General features: G+C 54.5%; 12 protein-coding genes and 1 pseudogene. All 13 read left to right on the top strand.

What is annotated here, in order from left to right:
- Positions 1 to 130: 130 nt before the first annotated feature.
- On the top strand, positions 131 to 1,300 hold the full coding sequence (locus ACEUCR_RS04450; RefSeq protein WP_408788303.1) for a hypothetical protein: 1,170 nt from the start codon (positions 131 to 133) through the stop codon (positions 1,298 to 1,300).
- Positions 1,301 to 1,466: 166 nt separating this feature from the next.
- Positions 1,467 to 2,129, top strand: coding sequence for a hypothetical protein (locus ACEUCR_RS04445; RefSeq protein WP_408788300.1), 663 nt, complete (start codon positions 1,467 to 1,469; stop codon positions 2,127 to 2,129).
- 3 nt (positions 2,130 to 2,132) lie between these two features.
- Complete coding sequence (locus ACEUCR_RS04440) at positions 2,133 to 3,566, top strand: AAA family ATPase (RefSeq protein ID WP_408788297.1); 1,434 nt, start codon at positions 2,133 to 2,135, stop codon at positions 3,564 to 3,566.
- A 212-nt stretch (positions 3,567 to 3,778) separates the two neighbouring features.
- Positions 3,779 to 4,855, top strand: coding sequence for an AAA family ATPase (locus ACEUCR_RS04435; RefSeq protein ID WP_408788294.1), 1,077 nt, complete (start codon positions 3,779 to 3,781; stop codon positions 4,853 to 4,855).
- A gap of 94 nt (positions 4,856 to 4,949) precedes the next feature.
- A pseudogene (locus tag ACEUCR_RS04430) lies at positions 4,950 to 5,147 on the top strand (DDE-type integrase/transposase/recombinase); the annotation flags it as partial.
- Between the two features lie 338 nt (positions 5,148 to 5,485).
- Positions 5,486 to 5,932 carry a hypothetical protein gene (locus ACEUCR_RS04425; protein ID WP_408788291.1) on the top strand — a complete coding sequence of 149 codons (447 nt, stop codon included), beginning with the start codon at positions 5,486 to 5,488 and terminating at the stop codon, positions 5,930 to 5,932.
- Between the two features lie 175 nt (positions 5,933 to 6,107).
- Positions 6,108 to 6,872 carry a hypothetical protein gene (locus ACEUCR_RS04420; RefSeq protein WP_408788288.1) on the top strand — a complete coding sequence of 255 codons (765 nt, stop codon included), beginning with the start codon at positions 6,108 to 6,110 and terminating at the stop codon, positions 6,870 to 6,872.
- Between the two features lie 13 nt (positions 6,873 to 6,885).
- Positions 6,886 to 7,434, top strand: coding sequence for a BREX protein BrxB domain-containing protein (locus ACEUCR_RS04415; protein ID WP_408788285.1), 549 nt, complete (start codon positions 6,886 to 6,888; stop codon positions 7,432 to 7,434).
- A gap of 17 nt (positions 7,435 to 7,451) precedes the next feature.
- Positions 7,452 to 10,925 carry a BREX system P-loop protein BrxC gene (gene brxC, locus ACEUCR_RS04410; RefSeq protein WP_408788282.1) on the top strand — a complete coding sequence of 1,158 codons (3,474 nt, stop codon included), beginning with the start codon at positions 7,452 to 7,454 and terminating at the stop codon, positions 10,923 to 10,925.
- Between the two features lie 126 nt (positions 10,926 to 11,051).
- Positions 11,052 to 14,471: an Eco57I restriction-modification methylase domain-containing protein gene (locus tag ACEUCR_RS04405; RefSeq protein WP_408788281.1), complete on the top strand. Its 3,420-nt coding sequence runs from the start codon at positions 11,052 to 11,054 to the stop codon at positions 14,469 to 14,471.
- Positions 14,472 to 14,481: 10 nt separating this feature from the next.
- Positions 14,482 to 15,762 carry an AAA family ATPase gene (locus ACEUCR_RS04400; protein ID WP_408788278.1) on the top strand — a complete coding sequence of 427 codons (1,281 nt, stop codon included), beginning with the start codon at positions 14,482 to 14,484 and terminating at the stop codon, positions 15,760 to 15,762.
- A complete protein-coding gene (locus tag ACEUCR_RS04395) occupies positions 15,759 to 16,367 on the top strand; it encodes an HNH endonuclease family protein (protein WP_408788276.1) in 609 nt (202 codons plus the stop codon). Before ACEUCR_RS04400 ends, ACEUCR_RS04395 begins: the two co-directional genes overlap by 4 nt.
- Before the next feature lie 32 nt (positions 16,368 to 16,399).
- A complete protein-coding gene (gene pglZ / locus ACEUCR_RS04390; RefSeq protein WP_408788273.1) occupies positions 16,400 to 18,463 on the top strand; it encodes a BREX-1 system phosphatase PglZ type B in 2,064 nt (687 codons plus the stop codon).
- Positions 18,464 to 18,482: the final 19 nt, after the last annotated feature.

The raw sequence follows: 18,482 nt of genomic DNA, 5'->3' as shown, positions 1-18,482 counted from the left end.
CAGAGCACACCACCAACCTTGTTTGAGGGTGACTGACATCATTATTGGCAATCGAACTGGCTTCAAAGGCCGGGTATGAGTGGATACGCGACAAGGTGGTTGTTTCGGGTGAGGAAAGGGAGGGGGGCGTATGGAATTGCGATATGAAATTCAGGAAATTGGTACCAGCTTGTTGGTCGAAAACTGGCAGGCGGGGCTGCGCTGCCTCAGCCAGAGTGCAGGAAATGCGGAATATCAGGATGCCCATCTGCCGCTGCCACTCTCCCATCTACCAGATCATTTTCTGGCCGGCATACCCGATGAGCTAAAGGGGGCGGCAGCCCCTTATGGCGAGCTGGCCTTGCGGCTCTTGTCGTTGGCACGACAGCATGCGTCTTGTGCTGAGCTGCTCAAACTCAGGCCCATCTTGCTGTTTTTGGCGGCGCTATATTGGCCGCAAGACAATTTACCCATCGTGAAACACGCAGCCTGTGGGCAGCGTGCGTTGTTGCACGCTATGGGGTTGGCGCCGCGCCGCAGTTTGCTCCGTTTTCTTGACCGCCTGCGGCTCAATCTTGCCATCGAATGGCAGCGTGATTATCTACGGCTCTTTCTATATGAGGAACCCGAGGCCTATCTGGCCCTGCGTCATGAGCCGAGAATTGGCCCCGTGCAGCTGTTCCTGCTATTTCATGCGCCTGAGCTTACCGGCAGCGTACTGATCCGCTCGTTACCACATCATGATGACGGTGGGTTATGGCTCAGTCGTCTACTCGACCCGCTCAACCCAGCCCTAGCGTTGGCTCGAGCGGGGCGCTTTCCTGGCGACTGGCAGGCGTTGCGGAATATGGCGGATCTGACAGAGGTTGCAGCTACGATCCTGAAGGTGGAGCAGGCAGATGATAGATCTCGCCAGTTTCAGTATCTGTGTGAGCGACTCAAGCTGGACGAACAGCACCCTTTGCCAAACGCCGCCAAGCGACTGAGCCACTTGCAAACGCCCTGGTTACAGCAGGTGGCGAGTTGGCCAGAGCTGGATGCTGCCTGCGCACGAATGAACCCGCGCAGATGCGAACTCTGGTCGCTGACCATGCTCAATGACATCTTGCGTGGACGGCAGGCGCTGTTTCGGCTCTGTTCGCCTCGGCGGAAGAAAACGCTTTGCTGGGTGCGACTATCGCTTGCGCAACCCGCCCCCGATCAACCTGCGTTCACTGCCTTGATTGAGGTCACAGGCCCCAAGGTGGGGCGGGTGTCCCGCTACTGGGTGCGCCGCTTGTATCGCCATCTTTCGACTCACCCCTTAAGCCTGCGGGCTTGATACCCGCCCCCTGAATAGGTCAAGGCCCCGATTGCAGATGCAAACGAGGGATGTGCCTGTTTTTGTTACATGTTTATACGTTCAGTATCGTCCATTGCCCTGGTGCGCGCTTTAATGGGCACCAGAGCGGTCATCTGGCAGCGTCGGTTGGTGAAAGAGGCATATCATGACAGCAATCAAAAAAAGTTCGGCCTTAAATGGGGCTGCGTGCGGGTATCTGTGGCAACTGCTGCGCACCATTCCCTCCGTGTATCCGCAGATGCGCGAGATGGAGCCCCGCCAACTTGAGCAGTTTGAGCTGAGCCCCCAGGATCTCGCCAGCCGGCAGGCTCTGCTGAAGTTGCTCAAGACCCGTGCCGCCGCTCCCAAACCCGTCTGTCTCTGGCACAACTGCGAGTTGCTCGATCGGCAGGTCGGTGAAAATTCGCCCCTCAGCCTGGCCCTCTTGCGCTTTATCGCTATTTACACCTTGCATCCTGGTCTGCAGCAGATGATTGAAGAGGCTGGTGATGCCGACAGGCAGGGTAGCCGCTTGCCGCTGCTGGCGGCGATGATAGGCTTTTCGCCAGAGGCACTGCGTCACTACCTCAGCGGTGCCAACTGGATGCGAGAGATCGCCTTTTTCCATCATGAGGCGGACTCTTTGTTGGGGGTGAGTATCAACATGGATCTGCTGTTGGCCGAAAAGCTGCTGACCCAGACGCTGGAAAAACCGGTTGAGTTGATCTCCGATGTGCTCGAGGAGATGCCCCCCAGCCAGCTGACGCTGGACGATTACGGCCATATGCAGCTTGGCGCTCTTGTCGAGCATACCAGTGTGCTCGAATAGCAGATGCTGTCAGGCTGGAATGCCCTGTTATGGGGAAAACCGGGCACCGGCAAGACGCAGCTTGCCTGTCTACTGGCAGGGCTGGCCAACCTGACACTCTACACGTTGCGCAGCGAAGAGGATGCCAACACCTTTCGCCGAAACGGTATGCAGAGCCGGGTGAGTGAACTGTTGCTGGCGCAGCGCCTGCTTGGGCGCAATGGTAGCTGCATGTTGCTGGTCGATGAGGGAGACGATCTCCTGATGAGCGGCACCATCGCCAAAAACAGGCGCCACCAATTGCTGGAAGATAACCCGGTCCCGGTTATCTGGACCACCAATGATGTGGCGAGTATTGATGCCGCCTGTCTGCGCCGCTTCAACTGGTTGCAGCAATTCGAGTTTCCAAATCCTGACACCCGCATCCGCCTGTTTACCAAGGCAGTGCGGGGCCTCGGGATCACCCGGCAGCAGATCGCGCACTGGGCTGAGCGTACCTGGTTGTCACAGGCCGATATCCAGAGAGTGGCCAGTCTGATGCGCAGTCTCGGGCTCAAGCGCAAGGATGCCGCAGATGCCATTGAGCACTGGCTGGATCAGCGTGAGCGGGCCTTTAACATCGAGTCGGATGAGTGTCCTGGCAATCCGATTGGCAAAAGGGCAGGGGGAAAATCTCAGACAAAAGAGGCGGCTTGCGCTTACCGGATGGAGGGCGAATTTGACGCAGGACTGCTCAACCTGCGAGGGCGTGACGGCCAGCTCCAGCAGGATATCGATATCGCCGAGCTGATGGCATCACTCAAACAGTCAAGAGAGGGCAGGATCTTGTTGCACGGCCTGCCGGGCACCGGCAAAACGGCGCTGGTTCATCACCTGGGCAAACAGCTTGGCTGCGAGGTGGTACAGAGGCTGGGGTCGGAACTGCTACACAAATATGTGGGTGAATCCGAACAGGCGATGGCGCAGGCATTTGCCGAGGCCAGAGAGCGTAACGCCATCTTGTTTCTCGATGAGGTAGACAGCCTGTTGACGGACCGCCGCAGCCATCACCAGGGCTGGGAAACCAGTCAGGTCAACGAGCTGTTGCAGCAGATTGAGCACTTCGACGGCATGCTGGTGGTGGCAAGCAACTTTCTCGACCGTCTCGATACGGCGGTTGCCCGGCGCTTTGACTACCAGCTTGAACTCTGTCCGCTGCTGCCGGCCCAACTCCATGGCGCACTGGAAGGCTGTGTCGATAAAGCGACCCTGCGCGAGATCGGCTCATCCCTGCCCGGTCTGGGGGCCGTGACCCTCGGTGATATAGCCGTTCTCAAGCGCCGCCAGCGCCTGCAAAGGCGCAAGCTGGGAGCAGCCGAAATTCTGCGGATCCTGAAGAAACTGATCGCAGGCCGAGAGCGTGGTAATGCCAAGCCGATAGGCTTTTTGCAGGGTAGTTCGATGGTTTGCCAAGGCTAAACCAATCTTGACATGGGGCAAGTGGGCACGCTCTGCTTGCTGCCTCTCAGTTAGAAAAAATGTCAACCAAAGCGTTCATTCTTAGATATTTAAATGTTTTTTTACTGTTATTGAAAAACGATACCATGAGCAGTAATGTATGCCAATTGGACCTGATAAATATGCGTACATCTCGACTTCTATGTAATCACATTCACAAATAAGGAAGTTATATGGTTTCTTTTGAACTGTTAGAGCAACTCCATAAATCTGACCTGCAATTTATTCTTAGGGCGAATGGCTTCACTGGTACCGGAAATAAGCATGAATTAATTGATCGAGTGCTCAGTTCGCTATCTCTGTCGCAAGCTTTAAATAGCCTAACCTTTACTGATGTTAAAACCTTGTGCTCATTTTTCAATATAAGGTATCAGGGCAAACAGGCATCTATAACAGCACTCTGTAATTTATGTGGCGCATCATCTGATACAAATAAGGTTGCCGATTTTGTACATGATGAAATATCATCAATTAAGAATGAGTTAAATGATATTGTCGGTTTGGCTGGCGTTAAAGGTAAAATAAAAGAACTCATTGCCTTCAGTGCTATTCAACAGAAAAGAAAAAATTTGGGTCTGGAGTCGGTTTCAGTTGGTAGACATATCGTTTTCACGGGTAACCCAGGAACAGGAAAAACAACAGTAGCTGGAATTATTGGCAGGTTATTCAAAGCTTATGGATTGGTGAGCCAAGGAGGATTCAGAGAGGTTAAGCGTTCAGATCTCGTCGGAGAATACATTGGAGAATCAGAAAAAACTACCAGTAAAATTCTGGAAGAAGCCAAGGGCGGGGTTCTCTTCATTGATGAAGCATATGCTTTAGCTGGCGAAAAGAATGACTTCGGCAAGGTCGTAATTGAAACTCTCATGGTTGCCATGGAGAAGTATCGTGACGATATTGTGATTATTGTTGCAGGTTATAAAGACGAAATGGAGCAGTTTTTGAATATGAACCCTGGCCTTAAGTCTCGGTTCAACTTTTTCATTGAGTTCGATGATTACAATGACGAGGAATTAGTCAGAATAGTCAAGGTAATGGCTGAAAAAAATGACTATTTAATAGAGAAAGAGCTGGAAATAGCATTGCTTGATAAGTTTTCAAATTGCAGAAATTCCACCGACAAGTTCGCAAATGGCCGTCTTGCCAGAAATTTATTTGAGTCTATGTTATTGAAGCAGGCGATTCGCCTGTCTGAGACTGAAAGCTATGATGATGCCATGTTGCAGCTGTTAACAACAGCTGATTTATAATGGTTTATTTAGTGTCATTTAAATGGGCTAGTCCCTCTGTTTTCAGGGGGATTACTAAAACGGACATTCACGCCCATGTATGGAGATGGTATTCCGCACTCAAGAAGGGTAGCTCTACTTGGCGATGGTACTCGACCTGTTCTCTCGCCAGATCGTCTGTTGGGCGATGAAGCCACGCATGAATGCAGGCTTGGCGGTTGATGTACTATTGATGGCTGTCTGACGGCGCAAGCCAAAGCAGTCGGTACTTGTGCCTTCGGGTCAGGGCAGCCAATCCCCCGGTAGGAAATATCTACTGTCGTGGGGGGCAGTCCACTCTACTCGAGATTCAACGTGAGCTTCACCCATCGATTAAATCAATTCCTGCAAGTGTACTGGCAAAGGGCAGGGATGTTTATGCGATCTGTCCGTGTTGCGATGTTTATGCGCTGGGCATGGATCTGGAGACCGGTTACCCCTTTACCGAGGTTGATGGGCAGATCACCACCATTCACGATCTCACTTCAAGACCTGAATGGAGATGGTGAGTCGCATTCCTGCCTGAAAACACGACATGTTCAAAACCTCAGTATCGAAGCTGCGCGGCAGGCCCGGTATAGTCAGTCGAGCTCACATCAGAGAGAGTATTCGATGAGTAACCGAACCGGGTTTCGGGTAGCAGTACGCCAATGGCCGCTGGCTGCTCTGCTGCTGGGCCTGCTGCAATCAACTGCATTTGCTGCCGACTGCATCTATCGGGCAGATGCGTTGGGCCATACCCGCTATCAGTGTAACGATGGCAAGCAGGGCTCCTTGCGTGAGGATGCGCTCGGCAATATCAAAGATTCGATCACGGGCATCACCTGGCGCACCGATTCCTTGGGTAACCTCAAAGGGAGTGATGGCACGACCTACCGTGAAGACACTTTGGGCAATGTACGCGGCAGCAACCTCAAAACCGGTGAGCGAGTAACTTGGCGTGAGAATAGCCTCGGTAATCTGCGAGCGTCCGACGGCACAGTTTGCAGAGTCGATGCGTTGGCGCGTCTGAAGTGTACCGGTGATAGCAGACCTCCACCGTTGTTGATGGGGAAATGATCACTCTATTTGCGCGAGGTTTAGCTGGAAACCTGCCTGTTGGATGCATTTTGGTCGAACAATAGAAATAAGTGATTTTGGTGACCTGGCTTCATAGAGCAATTGCCCTCTGAGGGGTAGAATGACGCTCCTTTGATAGCATGAACTGAGCGCCGTTAGGGTCAATAGAGCATTTATGAGTAGCGAAGAACACCTGGTTCAGCTGGGCTTTAAATTTGGTAAAAATGGGGCCCACTCGGCTAGAAGCTTGATGTATAGCGAGCTAAAAACGCTGCTGGATGGTCGCCCTGAGCAGGCAACCCGGCATGACTATCAGCAAGATATCGAGCTTTACAATGTGCTGCATAAAAGCAGCGACAATGCCCGCAAGTTGACGTTCCGACACCTGGTCGATCTGTATGGTATCTCCCCTGAGATCCCTTTGTTTCACGTGTTTCGCCAGCTATGGGAGCGAAGTGAAGAGGCTCAACCTCTGTTGACCCTGCAACTTGCGCTGGCCAGGGACCCGTTATTAAGGCAGACCCAGTCGTTGATTAGTACGACCCCGTTGGGAGACGTACTGGAACGTGAACAGGTGGAACACGTTTTAGCCGCCCCCGACCCTGACCGTTTCAGCCCGGCTTCCCTGCGCTCGTTTGCCCAGAATATCAACGGCAGTTGGACGCGCGCCGGGTTCCTGCAAGGCAAATACAAAAAGGTGAGAACCAGTCCGGTAGTGACCTATGTCAACGCGGCATTTGCACTCTTTCTCGGTCACTGTGAAGGGCGGGCCGGGCAAGGGCTGTTTCAGACTCCCTGGTTTCAACTGCTAGGCCTGGATCCGGCAGAGGGGTATGAGTTGGCCTACATGGCATCGCTGCATGGCGTAATTAGCTACAAGCAGGCTAGTGGCATTGTCGAAATCCGCTTCCCCCTCTGGTCAATAGCACCAGCATCTTGAGGAGAACGAGGGCATGAGTGATCGCCTCTCAAAACTGATTAAGCGTTTTACCACTTATATATCGGTGCCCTGGCGTTCCGTGCTATCCGCCGAAGAACGTGCCGTCTTCGTTGTGTATCACAAAGAGGATGAGCTCAAGCTGCGTGCCCGCGTGCCAGAGTTCCAACTGGCGGTAGAACAACATGGCCACCGCTGGCAGTTGCTGGATATCACAGATGCATTCCCCAAGTGGATGGGTGAGCACGATTATTCAGAAGCCTATTTCGCAGAGCCTGAGCTGCTGGTGGGCAGTTATGAATTTTTTGCCGAGGAGCTGGCCGAGCGCCTGAAAGAGGAGATCGATAAAACCCTGGGAAGCAACGATGTAGTGGCCCTGCTGGGTACTGGCACGTTGTTTGGTTTTGCCTCTGTCTCTGAGCTGGTGAAGGCGCTTTCTCCTGTGGTAAAGGGCAAGCTGGTGGTCTTCTTCCCCGGCGAATATCACGACAACAACTTTAGTCTGTTAGATGCCAAGGATGGGTGGGGATACCACGCAACCGCCATCTGTCACCATAACGAATAACAACAAGGAATTACGGGATGCTAAATAGAGAGATTTACAGCAACGATCCGCTGCAATCTGAGTTGGCCAACAACGGTGTGGCAGTCGTCAACGATGACAGGAGTGCCGAGTCCTTCGCCACTCTGCGTTATGAGCTTAAAACCTTTGTCTGTGATGGCGCCTATGAGGCGGGTATGCAGAAAATTCTCGCGGCCTATCTGAGTAAGCTAGAAGCCAAGGTTGAGCAGTCAGGGGTCTGGATCAGCGGTTTCTACGGATCGGGTAAATCTCACTTGGCCAAGATGTTGCGCACCTTCTGGACCAATCAACGCTTCTCTGATGGTGCAGATCCCTTGAGCCTGGCCGATCTCCCTGCAGGCATCCGCGAGCAGTTTGCCAAGCTTGATCAGCTTTCCCAACATAATCATGGCTTGCATGCTGTCTCTGGTACCCTGGGGGCGGGCATGCGTGGTGATGTACGTCTGGCGTTCTTGTCCATTATCTTCAAGTCAGTCGGCCTACCGGAGCAGTACCATCTAGCGCGTTTTGTTATTTGGTTAAAAGCAGAAGGTGTATTGAAACAGGTGCAAGAGTATGTCCGCCAGCATTCCAAGTCCACTGGCGGACAAGACCCATGGCTAAAAGAGCTTCGAAATCTATATGTTTCGCCGATCTTGGCTTCGGCTTTGCTGCAGGTTTTTCCTAATCTGGCGCCGTCAGCTGCCGAAGTAGGGAAAACCCTGAGTGCCCAATACCCCAATGTCTCAACCATCACAAATGGTGAGATGGTTGATGCGGTTATGGATGCTTTGGCTCAGAACGGGAAATTGCCGCTGACTCTGATCGTGCTCGATGAAGTTCAGCAGTTTATTGGTAGCGATGAAGAGCGAGCCCATGTAGTACAGGAGGTCATTGAAACCTGCTGTACGAACAGTGCTTTTAAATCGAAGATGCTGTTCGTAGCCACGGGACAAAGTGCTCTCAGTGATATCCCGAACCTGCAACGTTTGATGGGGCGTTTTGTGATCAAGGTGCAACTACAAGAGAACGATGTAGATGCTGTTATTCGCAAAGTGATCCTGCAGAAAAAAGAGAGTGCCAAGGGCGCTGTCGGGGATCTGATCCAGAAAAACCTGGGTGAGATTAGCCGTCATCTGCGTGGTTCCACGTTTGAACATCAGCGCGATGACGAACAGTGGATGGTGGCCGACTATCCACTGCTGCCGGTGCGCCGCCGTTTCTGGGAAAAGTTACTGCCCGCCTTGGATAAAACAGGCACCGGCTCACAGCTACGTAACCAGCTGCGTATCACCCATGAGGCAACCCGCTACGGGGCAGAAAAGCCGTTGGGCTGTCTGATCCCTGCCGATTTTATTTACGATCAAATCGTTAACGATCTGGTTAATAGTGGCGTGGTGGGACAAGAGATCTATGCCGCAATTGGCAAGCTCAAAGATGGCTCGCCCGAAGAGATACTGCAGGGGCGGATCCTCTCCCTCATCCTGATGGTCAGCAAATTGCCAAGCGAAATTGACTACGGCATTCACGCCAGTGCAGAAACCCTAGCTGACTTGCTGATCGAAGATTTGGAGAATGAGAAGCACGATCTGCGGCCACGAGTCAATGCGGCGCTGCAGGCGTTGGAAAAGGCTTCGCTGATCATGGCGGTGCAGTCTGCAAGTGGCGTTGAGTATCGCCTGCAAACGGCCGAGAGCCAGGCTTGGTATGACATGTATCGTCAGCAGCAAGCGGAGCTCCGTGCCGATCCAGCCAGGCTCGATGGCCTGCGTAATCAACTGGTGCACACCATAGTGCGCAAGTTGGTCAGCCAAGTGCGCCTTACCCAAGGCCAGGTGGCAGAGGGGCGTACCCTGAATGTCGCGTTCGATGATGAGTTGCCTAAAGATGCACAAGAGAAGCTCTATGTCTGGGCACCAGCCTTGCCAGAGCGGCAGCTCCAAGAGCTGGCGCGTGCCGATAGCGCAGATAATGGGACCCTTTACCTTTACATCCCCTCTGATCGCAAGAGCGCGCTAAACGCCGCCATCGTTGATAAACAGGCGGCGACCATGACCCTGGACGTCAAACAAAATGCGGTGATGACCGAAGCGGGCAAAGAGGCGCGCGCAGCCATGATGTCGAGCCAGCGCAATGCCGAAGCTGAGGTCAAACGCCTGACCGCTGAGATGGAAGGAATGATGTGGCTGCGCCTCTCCGGTGGCAGTGAAGTGGGGGGCGATACCTTGGTGGCGCAACTGCAAGCTGGGGCAGAAACGGCCTGCGTGCGCCTTTATCGCAACTTCGATATGGCCGATCACAAGGAGTGGGCCAAGGTCTACACCCGTGCCAGCCAGGGGGATGCCGATGCGCTAGAAGCCATTGGCCACCAGGGCGAGGCACAAAACCACCCGGTTTGCCGTGAGATCAGAAAGTTTATCGGGGTGATGAAAACCGGCAGCGAAGTGCGCGAACACTTTGGTAAAGCCCCTTACGGCTGGTCCCGCGACGCCATCGATGGCGCACTGTTTGCCATGTTGGCTGCTGGCGTACTCAAAGCCAGCGATGCCAAGCTTAATGCCACTGATGCGCGCAGCCTGGAGCGCGCCCAGGTCGGCCCGACCCAGTTCCGCCCCGAAACGGCCACCATCGGTAAAGTTCAACTGATCAAGGTGCGCAGCCTGATCAACAGCTTGGGGGTGAGTTGTAACGCCGGGGAGGAGAGCAGCAAGCTTGCCGACGCACTACAACAGGCCAAGGCGCTGGCTCGCAGTCTGGGGGGCGATGCGCCCTTGCCACTCCCCCCCTCAACCCAGCGACTCGATGAGCTGCTCATTCTCTCGGGCAATGATCAACTGCTCGCCGCCTTTGAAGGCAAAGAGGCGCTGCAAGCAGAATACGAGAGCTGGAAAGCGCAGCTTGAGCTGGTAGCCGAGCGCAAAGAACAGTGGAACAACCTGCAAGGTCTGCTGCCCTACTGCCGTGAACTTGCGGTCTCTGGCGAGCTGAATCAAGAGTGCGAGGCCCTGCGTGTCGGTCGTACCCTGCTGCAAAGCCCTTCCCCGGTGAAGCAGCTACTCAACAAAGCCATAGATGCGTTGCGTAATGCCATCATGGCGCACTGTGACCGCTATGAGCAGGAGTACCAGGCCTGCTACCGGGAACTCGACAGTGACCCCAGCTGGGCCAAGCTCACCGGCGATCAGCAGAGCCAACTGCTCACCAAGCACGGTATTGCCAAGTTGCCAGCACTCAAACTGGGTAGCTTGCAAGAGGTGCAACAGAGCCTGGATAACTGCTCCTGGCAGGGGTGGAACGATCGCATTGCCGCCTTGCCCTCTTACTTTGCCAAGGCACTCAATGATGCAGTGTCGCAGCTTAAACCCAAGGTACGCCATATTTCGCTGCCCAAGCCGCTGATTGAATCAGAACAAGATCTGAAAGCCTGGCTGGCCCAGGTAGAAGATCAGGTGCGCAGCGAACTGGCCCAAGGTAACCCGGTACGCGTCAGCTAGTGCGCTGAACAAAAGAGAAACAATAAGGCCGATGCGGCAGACTTGCCGCATCGGCGCTTAGCCCAATCCCTGCATTCTATTTAAGGAACATGGGGTCACCCATCTTCCACATATCGAGCTAACACCATGAGACAAGCCCTGGATAAGACTCTCAGAACCCAGCTGGAAAGCACCGTCCTTGCCGCCCGTGAGGTAGTTGAAACCGCCTGCCGGGAAGAGATTGAGCGCTTAGGGGTGGCTGATGCCACAGTGCCTGCCTTTCTTAACGACGCTCAGCGCAAGCTGCGTAACCGCCTGCGAGCCCACGCTCGCCAACTGGGCGACCCGCTTCACGATAATGGCAAGCAAGAGACAGCTCACCTGCTGGCCGAGATGGCCTACGAGCAGTGGCACCGCATGCTGTTTGCCCGTTTTCTCGAGCAAAACAACCTGTTGATGTATGACGCTTATACCCCGGTCACCCTGGATGAGTGCGCAGAGCTGTTAGAAGAAGAGCCCGACTGCGCCAGCGCCTGGGAGTTGGCGGGGCGCCTGGCGGCCAAGATGTTACCCCAGGTGTTTAGGGTGGATTCCCCCGTGCTGGCGGTACGCATGCCCATCAACCATCAGCGCACCCTAGAAGGCTTGATCATGGCCGTGTCACCGGCGGTGTTCGAGGCACAAGACAGTCTGGGTTGGTGTTATCAGTTCTGGCAAAGTAAGCGTAAAGAGGAGGTCAACAAGTCCGGCGTGCCCATCGGGGCCGATGAGCTGAGCCCGGTCACCCAGCTCTTTACCGAACCCTATATGGTCTCGTTCCTCTTGGATAACGCCCTGGGTGCCTGGTGGGCCAAACGTCGTCTCACCGATGATCACCTGCGTCATGCCAGCGATGAGCAGGAATTACGTGAGCGCGCTGCCATCGACGGCGTGCCGCTTACTTACCTGCGCTTTGTTAAAGTGACGGATACCCAAGGGGAGCGCTGGCAACCGGCCGGTGGTTGGTATGACGCCTGGCCTGAAGATATCAGCGAGCTAAAAACCCTCGACCCTTGCTGCGGCTCTGGCCACTTCCTGGTGGCGCTCTTTTTGATGCTGGTGCCGATGCGCATGCAGCTGGAAGGGTGTGATGCCAATACCGCCATCGAGCGGGTGATCACCCAAAACCTGCATGGCCTGGAGCTCGATGGCCGCTGTATCGAGATCGCCGCCTTTACCCTAGCGCTGGAAGCCTGGCGCTTCCCCAATGCCGGTGGTTATCGGCCATTGCCTACCTTGCAGCTCGCCTGCTCTGGGCAAGATGTGCTGGCCGCCAGCAATGAGTGGCAGCAGCTCGCCAAACAAAATCCGGAGCTTGAGCACGCCCTTGCTTGGTTGATGCGACAGTTTAGCGATGCCCCAGTGCTCGGCAGCCTTATTGATATCAAACGTGCACACTATGAAGGCAAGGGCGACGGTGCACCGGCCCCCTGGCAGCAACTGCTCGATGCCCAAGCCCAAAGTGATGATGAAAGTAAAGATGCCAGCGTCGCTGCCCAAGGCTTGGCCCTGGCAGCTAAGTTGCTGGCGGGGAGTTATCATCTAGTGGCCACCAACGTGCCTTACTTGGGGCGCGGTAAGCAGTGCGCCGAGCTGCAAGATTTTTGTGACGAGTACTACCCGGAAGCCAAAGCCGATCTGGCTATCGTCTTTTTAGAGCGCTGTCTCGACTTTAATCCTCAGGGTGGCAGCGCAACTATTGTCTTACCGCAGAACTGGCTATTTCTGACCAGCTATAAGAAATTCCGCGAAAAATTATTAGCTGAGCAAACCTGGAACCTGATTGCGCGTCTTGGGCCTAGAGCCTTTGAAACTATCTCCGGTGAGGTGGTGCAAGCCATATTAATCACTCTCAGCAAAGGCGAGGCTGCACCCGGAGCTTTGCTCCATAGCCTTGATGTCTCCGGCCTGAAAACTGCCGCAGACAAAGTCGCACAACTGCTTATAGAGCCGCCAAAGAGTGTGACGCAAGCGAAGCAGCTAGAGAATCCTGATGCAAGGATTTCCTTAGGGCAAGAGAGCAATTTTAGCTTGTTAAGTGAATATGCCGATGGATTGGTCGGAATGCAAAGCAGTGATGATCCGATGTACATGGCTGGGTTTTGGGAAGTTGAAGAAATAGACAAAAAAGTATGGGAGTACTTGCAAGCTACTCCTGACAAGTTTGCAAGGTTCGATGGTCAGTCTTGGCTCGTTCGTTGGGAGCAAGGAAAGGGGCATTTGCATGCATCACCCACAGCATACCCTTCCAAAGGTTTAAAGGCTGTTGGTATCGATGGGATTGCAGTTCATCGCATGGGGCAATTATTTGCATACCACTACAGTCAAGAGCGTTTCCATCAGAACGTAGCGACAATTATTCCTAAAGGGCAGGAATACCTGGAGGCAATCTGGGCATTTTGTTCTTCAGATGTATTTGGTGAGGAAGTTCGTAAAGTAGATCAGTCACTAAAAGTGACTAATGCAACACTAGTTAAAGTTCCATTTGATCTACAGTATTGGCAAAAGGTTGCCGCAGAACAATACCCCCAAGGACTCCCCAAACCTTACACCAATGACCCCACTCAATGGATCTTCCATGGTCACCCCTGCGCCTCAGTCGTGTGGGACGAAGAGAGCAAATGGACCAAAGAGGGGCCGGTACGCTTTGATGAGACTGTACTGCAAGTGGCGGTAGTGCGCTTGCTGGGCTATCAGTGGCCCGCCGAGCTGGACAAAGAGATGGAGCTGGCCGATGAACAGCGTCAGCTGGTCGATGAGGTTGCCAAGCTTAACGCCTTTGCCGATGAAGATGGCATCGTTTGCCTCCCTGCCGTGCGCGGTGAAGCTCCGGCCCATACCCGGTTGGAAAAATTGTTGGTGGCGGCTTACGAGGATGACTGGAAAAACGGTGCCCTGGATAAGCTGCTGACTGCCGTGGGCAGCAAGAGTCTGGAGCTTTGGCTGCGCGATAAGTTCTTCGAGCAGCACTGCAAACTGTTCCAACATAGACCCTTTATCTGGCATATCTGGGACGGCCTAAAAGATGGCTTCTCTGCCCTGGTCAACTACCACAAGCTCGACCGCTCTGGGCTGGAGCGCCTGATCTACACCTACCTGGGTGACTGGATCCGTATCCAGGAGCAGGGAGTAAAAGAAGCGCGTGATGGTGCCGAAGAGCGCCTCACCGCCGCCAAAAACCTGCAACAGCGCCTCGAGGCCATCTTGGCCGGTGAAAAAGGGCTCGATATCTTTGTACGCTGGAAGCCCCTGGCCGAACAACCCATCGGTTGGGAGCCGGACCTTAACGATGGTGTGCGCCTCAATATTCGTCCCTTCCTCAAAGCGGCCGATGTCGGCAAAAAAGGCGCCGGTATCCTGCGCTTTAAGCCGAATATCAACTGGAACAAGGATCGCGGTAACGACGTTGCCTTAGCCCCTTGGTACACTCTGGGCCTGCAATATGGCGAAAAAGAGGGCGCGCGTATTAACGATCACCACTTGTCGCTAGAAGACAAACGCGCCGCCAGAGCAAACCAACCCAAATGATGGAAGCCCTATGATCGATACGCTCAAGACGGTCAATGTTGGCCCTGCCCCTACCTTGTCGCTGGCCTTTGGCCAGCGGCTCAATCTGCTCACCGGCGATAATGGCTTGGGTAAGAGCTTTTTGCTGGATATCGCCTGGTGGGCGCTGACTCGCCGCTGGCCAGCTGAGATCAACCCTAAGCTCACCACAGGGCGTAAAGCCCTGCCCAGTGAGGTTGGGGAGGCGAGCATCAGCTTTTCATTTACCGCCAAGAGTAAACGTGAAGAGTACCAGAGTACCTTTGCCCGCCGTGAACAGAGCTGGACCGGCCGCCCCGGGCGGCCTGCCAACCCTGGCCTGGTGCTCTATGCCATGGCTGACGGGAGTTTCGCGCTGTGGGATCCGCACCGTAACTACTGGCGCACCCAGGGAGAGCTCGATATTCAAGAGCGTCTGCCCGCCTATGTCTTAAGCCCCAGTGAAGTATGGGATGGCCTGGCCAGTGGCGATGGCAGTTGGTTGTGTAATGGCCTTATTCGCGATCTAGCCAGCTGGCAAAAAGAGAAAGGGGCCGCATTTAAACACCTGAAAGCGGTACTTAAGGCGCTCTCCCCTTCTCCTGATGAGATCCTGACCCTGGGGGAGTTGACCCGGATCAGCCTGGATGATGCGCGGGATATCCCGACCATCCGCATGCCGTACCAAAAAGATGTTCCGGTGGTGCATGCCTCATCAGGGATGCGGCGTATTCTTGCCCTGGCCTATCTGTTGGTGTGGGCCTGGCAAGAGCATCAGCAGGCGGCCAAGCAACTGGGTGAACCGGTGACCCCCCAGATCACCTTCTTGATCGACGAGATTGAATCTCACCTGCACCCCAGCTGGCAGCGCAGCATAGTGCCCACCTTGCTCGGCGTCATGGGGTTGCTTGATAAACAGGCCAAAGTGCAGTTGATCACCGCGACCCATTCCCCCTTGGTAATGGCATCGGTTGAGCCGCTGTTTGATGCCAGCCAAGATGCCTGGTTTGATCTGGATTTGGCCCAAGGCGAGGTGACGCTCACCCGGCGCGATTTTGAAAAGCAGGGGGATGTCACCAGTTGGTTAACCAGCGATGCCTTTGACTTACCCAGTGGGCGACCCAAAGAGTACGAACAGTTGATCAAGCAGGCATCGGCGCTCTTGGGACAAGCGGCTCCGGATCCCCAGGCGCTCGCTGCCATGTATCAGAATTTGCTGCTCGCGTTAAAGCCGACCGATGAGTTCCTGTTTCGCTGGCGTGCTATCTGCGATAAGAAGGGCTGGCCGTTATGATCCCGGTGCCATTGCAACCTGAGCCTGCCGATTTTGATGACAGAGTGCGCCAGCCAGGGCTCGATTGGTTAGCCACAAATGGCATAGCGCTCAATGCTCCACCGCCGGATGCATCCAAGTTACCTAACTATTGGACACGCTCTAACAAGCAGTTGTGGGATACCTACAGTGGTGTTTGCGCCTATCTGGCGATCTATTTTGAGTGGGTGATTGGCGCGGCCTCAACCGATCACTTTGTGGCCAAATCACAGAATGCCGGGGATGCCTATGAGTGGGATAACTACCGTTTAAGCGCCCTTGGTCCGAACCGCAATAAGAATAAGTTTGATGATGTGCTAGACCCCATCGGTTTGGCCCCTGAGACCTTTATCATCAACTTTGCCAATGGCGAGATAGCGGTCAACCATGCGCGCTATCCTGCCGGAACACCGCATGCCGATGCCGCCGCCGAGACCATTACCCGTCTCAAGCTCGATAGCCCGGAGCATAATCAGATGCGCGCCCGGCATTATGACAACTACTTGAAAAATGACTGTTCGCTCGCTTTTTTACAACGCCACTCTCCGTTTGTTCATGGCGAGCTGATCCGCCAGGGGTTGGCTTAAGCCTTAAGGCGCGAAACAGAATCGAGAATTCCATGCAAGTTATCGACTATCTGGTTACTCAATTGCGCGACAGCGCGCGTTATAACTCTCAGGTGCAGGTACCGCCCGCAGTGGTGCTCTGGACCGATGAAACCCGGCAGTGGCAAGCTGCGATGCCGATTATCAAGCGCTATTTACCCGAGCTACTCGAGCTGGGGGAGTATCGACCCACTGAGCGTACCGGTCCTGCCATTTGGCTAAAGTGCATGATTGCAGGTACTGTCGCAGGCACTACGCCAGAGCAATCCCTCCCTGCTGATGCCATCCCGATCCTCTATTTGCCCGGGGTCAGTCGCAAAGATCTGCGGGCCATCGACCAATGCTCGCTTGCCCTGCAACCCCTTGCCGAGTTGCAGTATCGCGGCTGCTGGTGGGCCTATAACACTGCCGGTCGGGATTGGAGCGTGGGCTCTTTTTTAAGTAATCCTAAAGTGGGGTTGCAGCTTGATGTCGCCAAAGATGGTAAAACCCAGCAAGCGTTGCTAGAGGTGTTGCCTGATCTGCTTGAAGCCCAGGCCGTTAGTTTGCAGGGCAAACGGTTAGAAACTAGCGATCTCTATGCGTTGGCGGGGGGCGACCCAATCCGCAATATGCTGGCTTGGCTCAATGAGCCTGAGGCCATCCAAAAGGAGTGGCAGCAGAGCAACCGCTGGCAGCACTTCTGTGGTCAGAGCCAAGATGCGTTTGGTGTTGACCCTGCCAATGCTGAGATCTCGTCGTTGTTGCCGCTGCTGTGCGATGCACAGGGGCCCTGGCAAGCGGTGTGGGAGCGTTTTAGCGACACCGCCGCACACCACTCTTCATTGATTAAGGCACTGTATCAGGTGCAGCCCAGCGAATTGCTCTCTGAGCCAGCCCGCTACCCCTTTTGCAATGAGCATGAAGAGCAACGGCTGGCGCAGACGCTCACCACCTTGGTTAACGAGGAGGTAGCAACCATTCGTACCCACCTGGCGTCGCTTAACGTTGAGCATGCAGCCCGGCGTGAGTGGTTGTGGGCTGGGCTCGGGCTCTCACCCTGGGCAATGTTGCTTGATCCGTTAAGCCAGCTGAGTGAACTGACACGACAGCCACTGGGTGGGCCGGATATCGAGACCATGGCCAGCTATTACCAGGAGAAGGTATGGCAGACCGATGATCTTGCCCTGCAAGTGATGGCCTTGGCGAGTGATAGCGCTATGGAGCAGGTAGCCGCCGCGCTGCTTGGCAAACTCTATACCCCTTGGTTGGAAGCTGTGACCCTGCACTTCCAGCACTTGGTGAAGAACCAGGGTTATCCGGGTGGCCAGGGGGTGCAAGAGCCGGTCGGAGCATACCAGGGGGCCAGTACCGTACTCTTTTTTGTCGATGGGTTGCGTCTTGATATGGGCCATCGTCTTATGCATCTTTTGGCGCAGGCTAACCTCCATGCCAGCTTGAAAACCCGCTGGAGCGCACTCCCTAGTCTGACGGCGACAGCGAAAGCGGCAGTGACGCCTCTTAGCCCACTGTTGACTGGTCATCTTGAAAACGACGATTTTGTGCCGCAATTTTCTGACGGTGGCGCGGTTTTTTCTAGCCATCATTTCAAGAAAGGGCTAGACCAAGCGGGTTGGCAATATCTGGAAGGGCACGACTGTGGTGAGCCAGAACAAGGTAAGGCTTGGGTACAGTGTGGTGACCTGGATAATCTTGGACACGAGCGTCAGCAGAGCTTGCCGAAATTTATCGATCATGCCTTAAAGGGGGTGGTTGAGCGAATCGTAAGTCTGTTGGATGCCGGGTGGGCGAGGGTACATGTGGTCACTGACCACGGTTGGTTATGGAGCCCAGAGAAGCTACCTAAAGCTGAGCTGACCAAACACATGACGGAGCTGCGCACGCCACGCTGCGCCATTTTGAAAGGTAATGGCCAGAGTGACTACCTGCAATGCCCCTGGCATTGGAACCCCGCCGTGCGAGTAGTGATGGCCCCCGGGATCAGTTTGTTCCAGGCGGGGGATTACTACAATCACGGCGGTGTGAGTCTGCAGGAGTGTTTAACGCCAGAGCTTATGGTATCTAACAACAATAAATAACAATGAACAGAGACAAAGG

It is taken from the genome of Aeromonas bivalvium (genome assembly GCF_046078285.1).
Taxonomy (GTDB): domain Bacteria; phylum Pseudomonadota; class Gammaproteobacteria; order Enterobacterales; family Aeromonadaceae; genus Aeromonas; species Aeromonas bivalvium.
This window is presented reverse-complemented; position numbering and strand designations above follow the sequence as displayed.

Coding starts and splice junctions, on each gene's coding strand:
- ACEUCR_RS04450 (WP_408788303.1), top strand. CDS start 131: ATGGAATTGCGATATGAAATTCAGGAAATTGGTACCAGCTTGTTGGTC.
- ACEUCR_RS04445 (WP_408788300.1), top strand. CDS start 1,467: ATGACAGCAATCAAAAAAAGTTCGGCCTTAAATGGGGCTGCGTGCGGG.
- ACEUCR_RS04440 (WP_408788297.1), top strand. CDS start 2,133: ATGCTGTCAGGCTGGAATGCCCTGTTATGGGGAAAACCGGGCACCGGC.
- ACEUCR_RS04435 (WP_408788294.1), top strand. CDS start 3,779: ATGGTTTCTTTTGAACTGTTAGAGCAACTCCATAAATCTGACCTGCAA.
- ACEUCR_RS04425 (WP_408788291.1), top strand. CDS start 5,486: ATGAGTAACCGAACCGGGTTTCGGGTAGCAGTACGCCAATGGCCGCTG.
- ACEUCR_RS04420 (WP_408788288.1), top strand. CDS start 6,108: ATGAGTAGCGAAGAACACCTGGTTCAGCTGGGCTTTAAATTTGGTAAA.
- ACEUCR_RS04415 (WP_408788285.1), top strand. CDS start 6,886: ATGAGTGATCGCCTCTCAAAACTGATTAAGCGTTTTACCACTTATATA.
- brxC (WP_408788282.1), top strand. CDS start 7,452: ATGCTAAATAGAGAGATTTACAGCAACGATCCGCTGCAATCTGAGTTG.
- ACEUCR_RS04405 (WP_408788281.1), top strand. CDS start 11,052: ATGAGACAAGCCCTGGATAAGACTCTCAGAACCCAGCTGGAAAGCACC.
- ACEUCR_RS04400 (WP_408788278.1), top strand. CDS start 14,482: ATGATCGATACGCTCAAGACGGTCAATGTTGGCCCTGCCCCTACCTTG.
- ACEUCR_RS04395 (WP_408788276.1), top strand. CDS start 15,759: ATGATCCCGGTGCCATTGCAACCTGAGCCTGCCGATTTTGATGACAGA.
- pglZ (WP_408788273.1), top strand. CDS start 16,400: ATGCAAGTTATCGACTATCTGGTTACTCAATTGCGCGACAGCGCGCGT.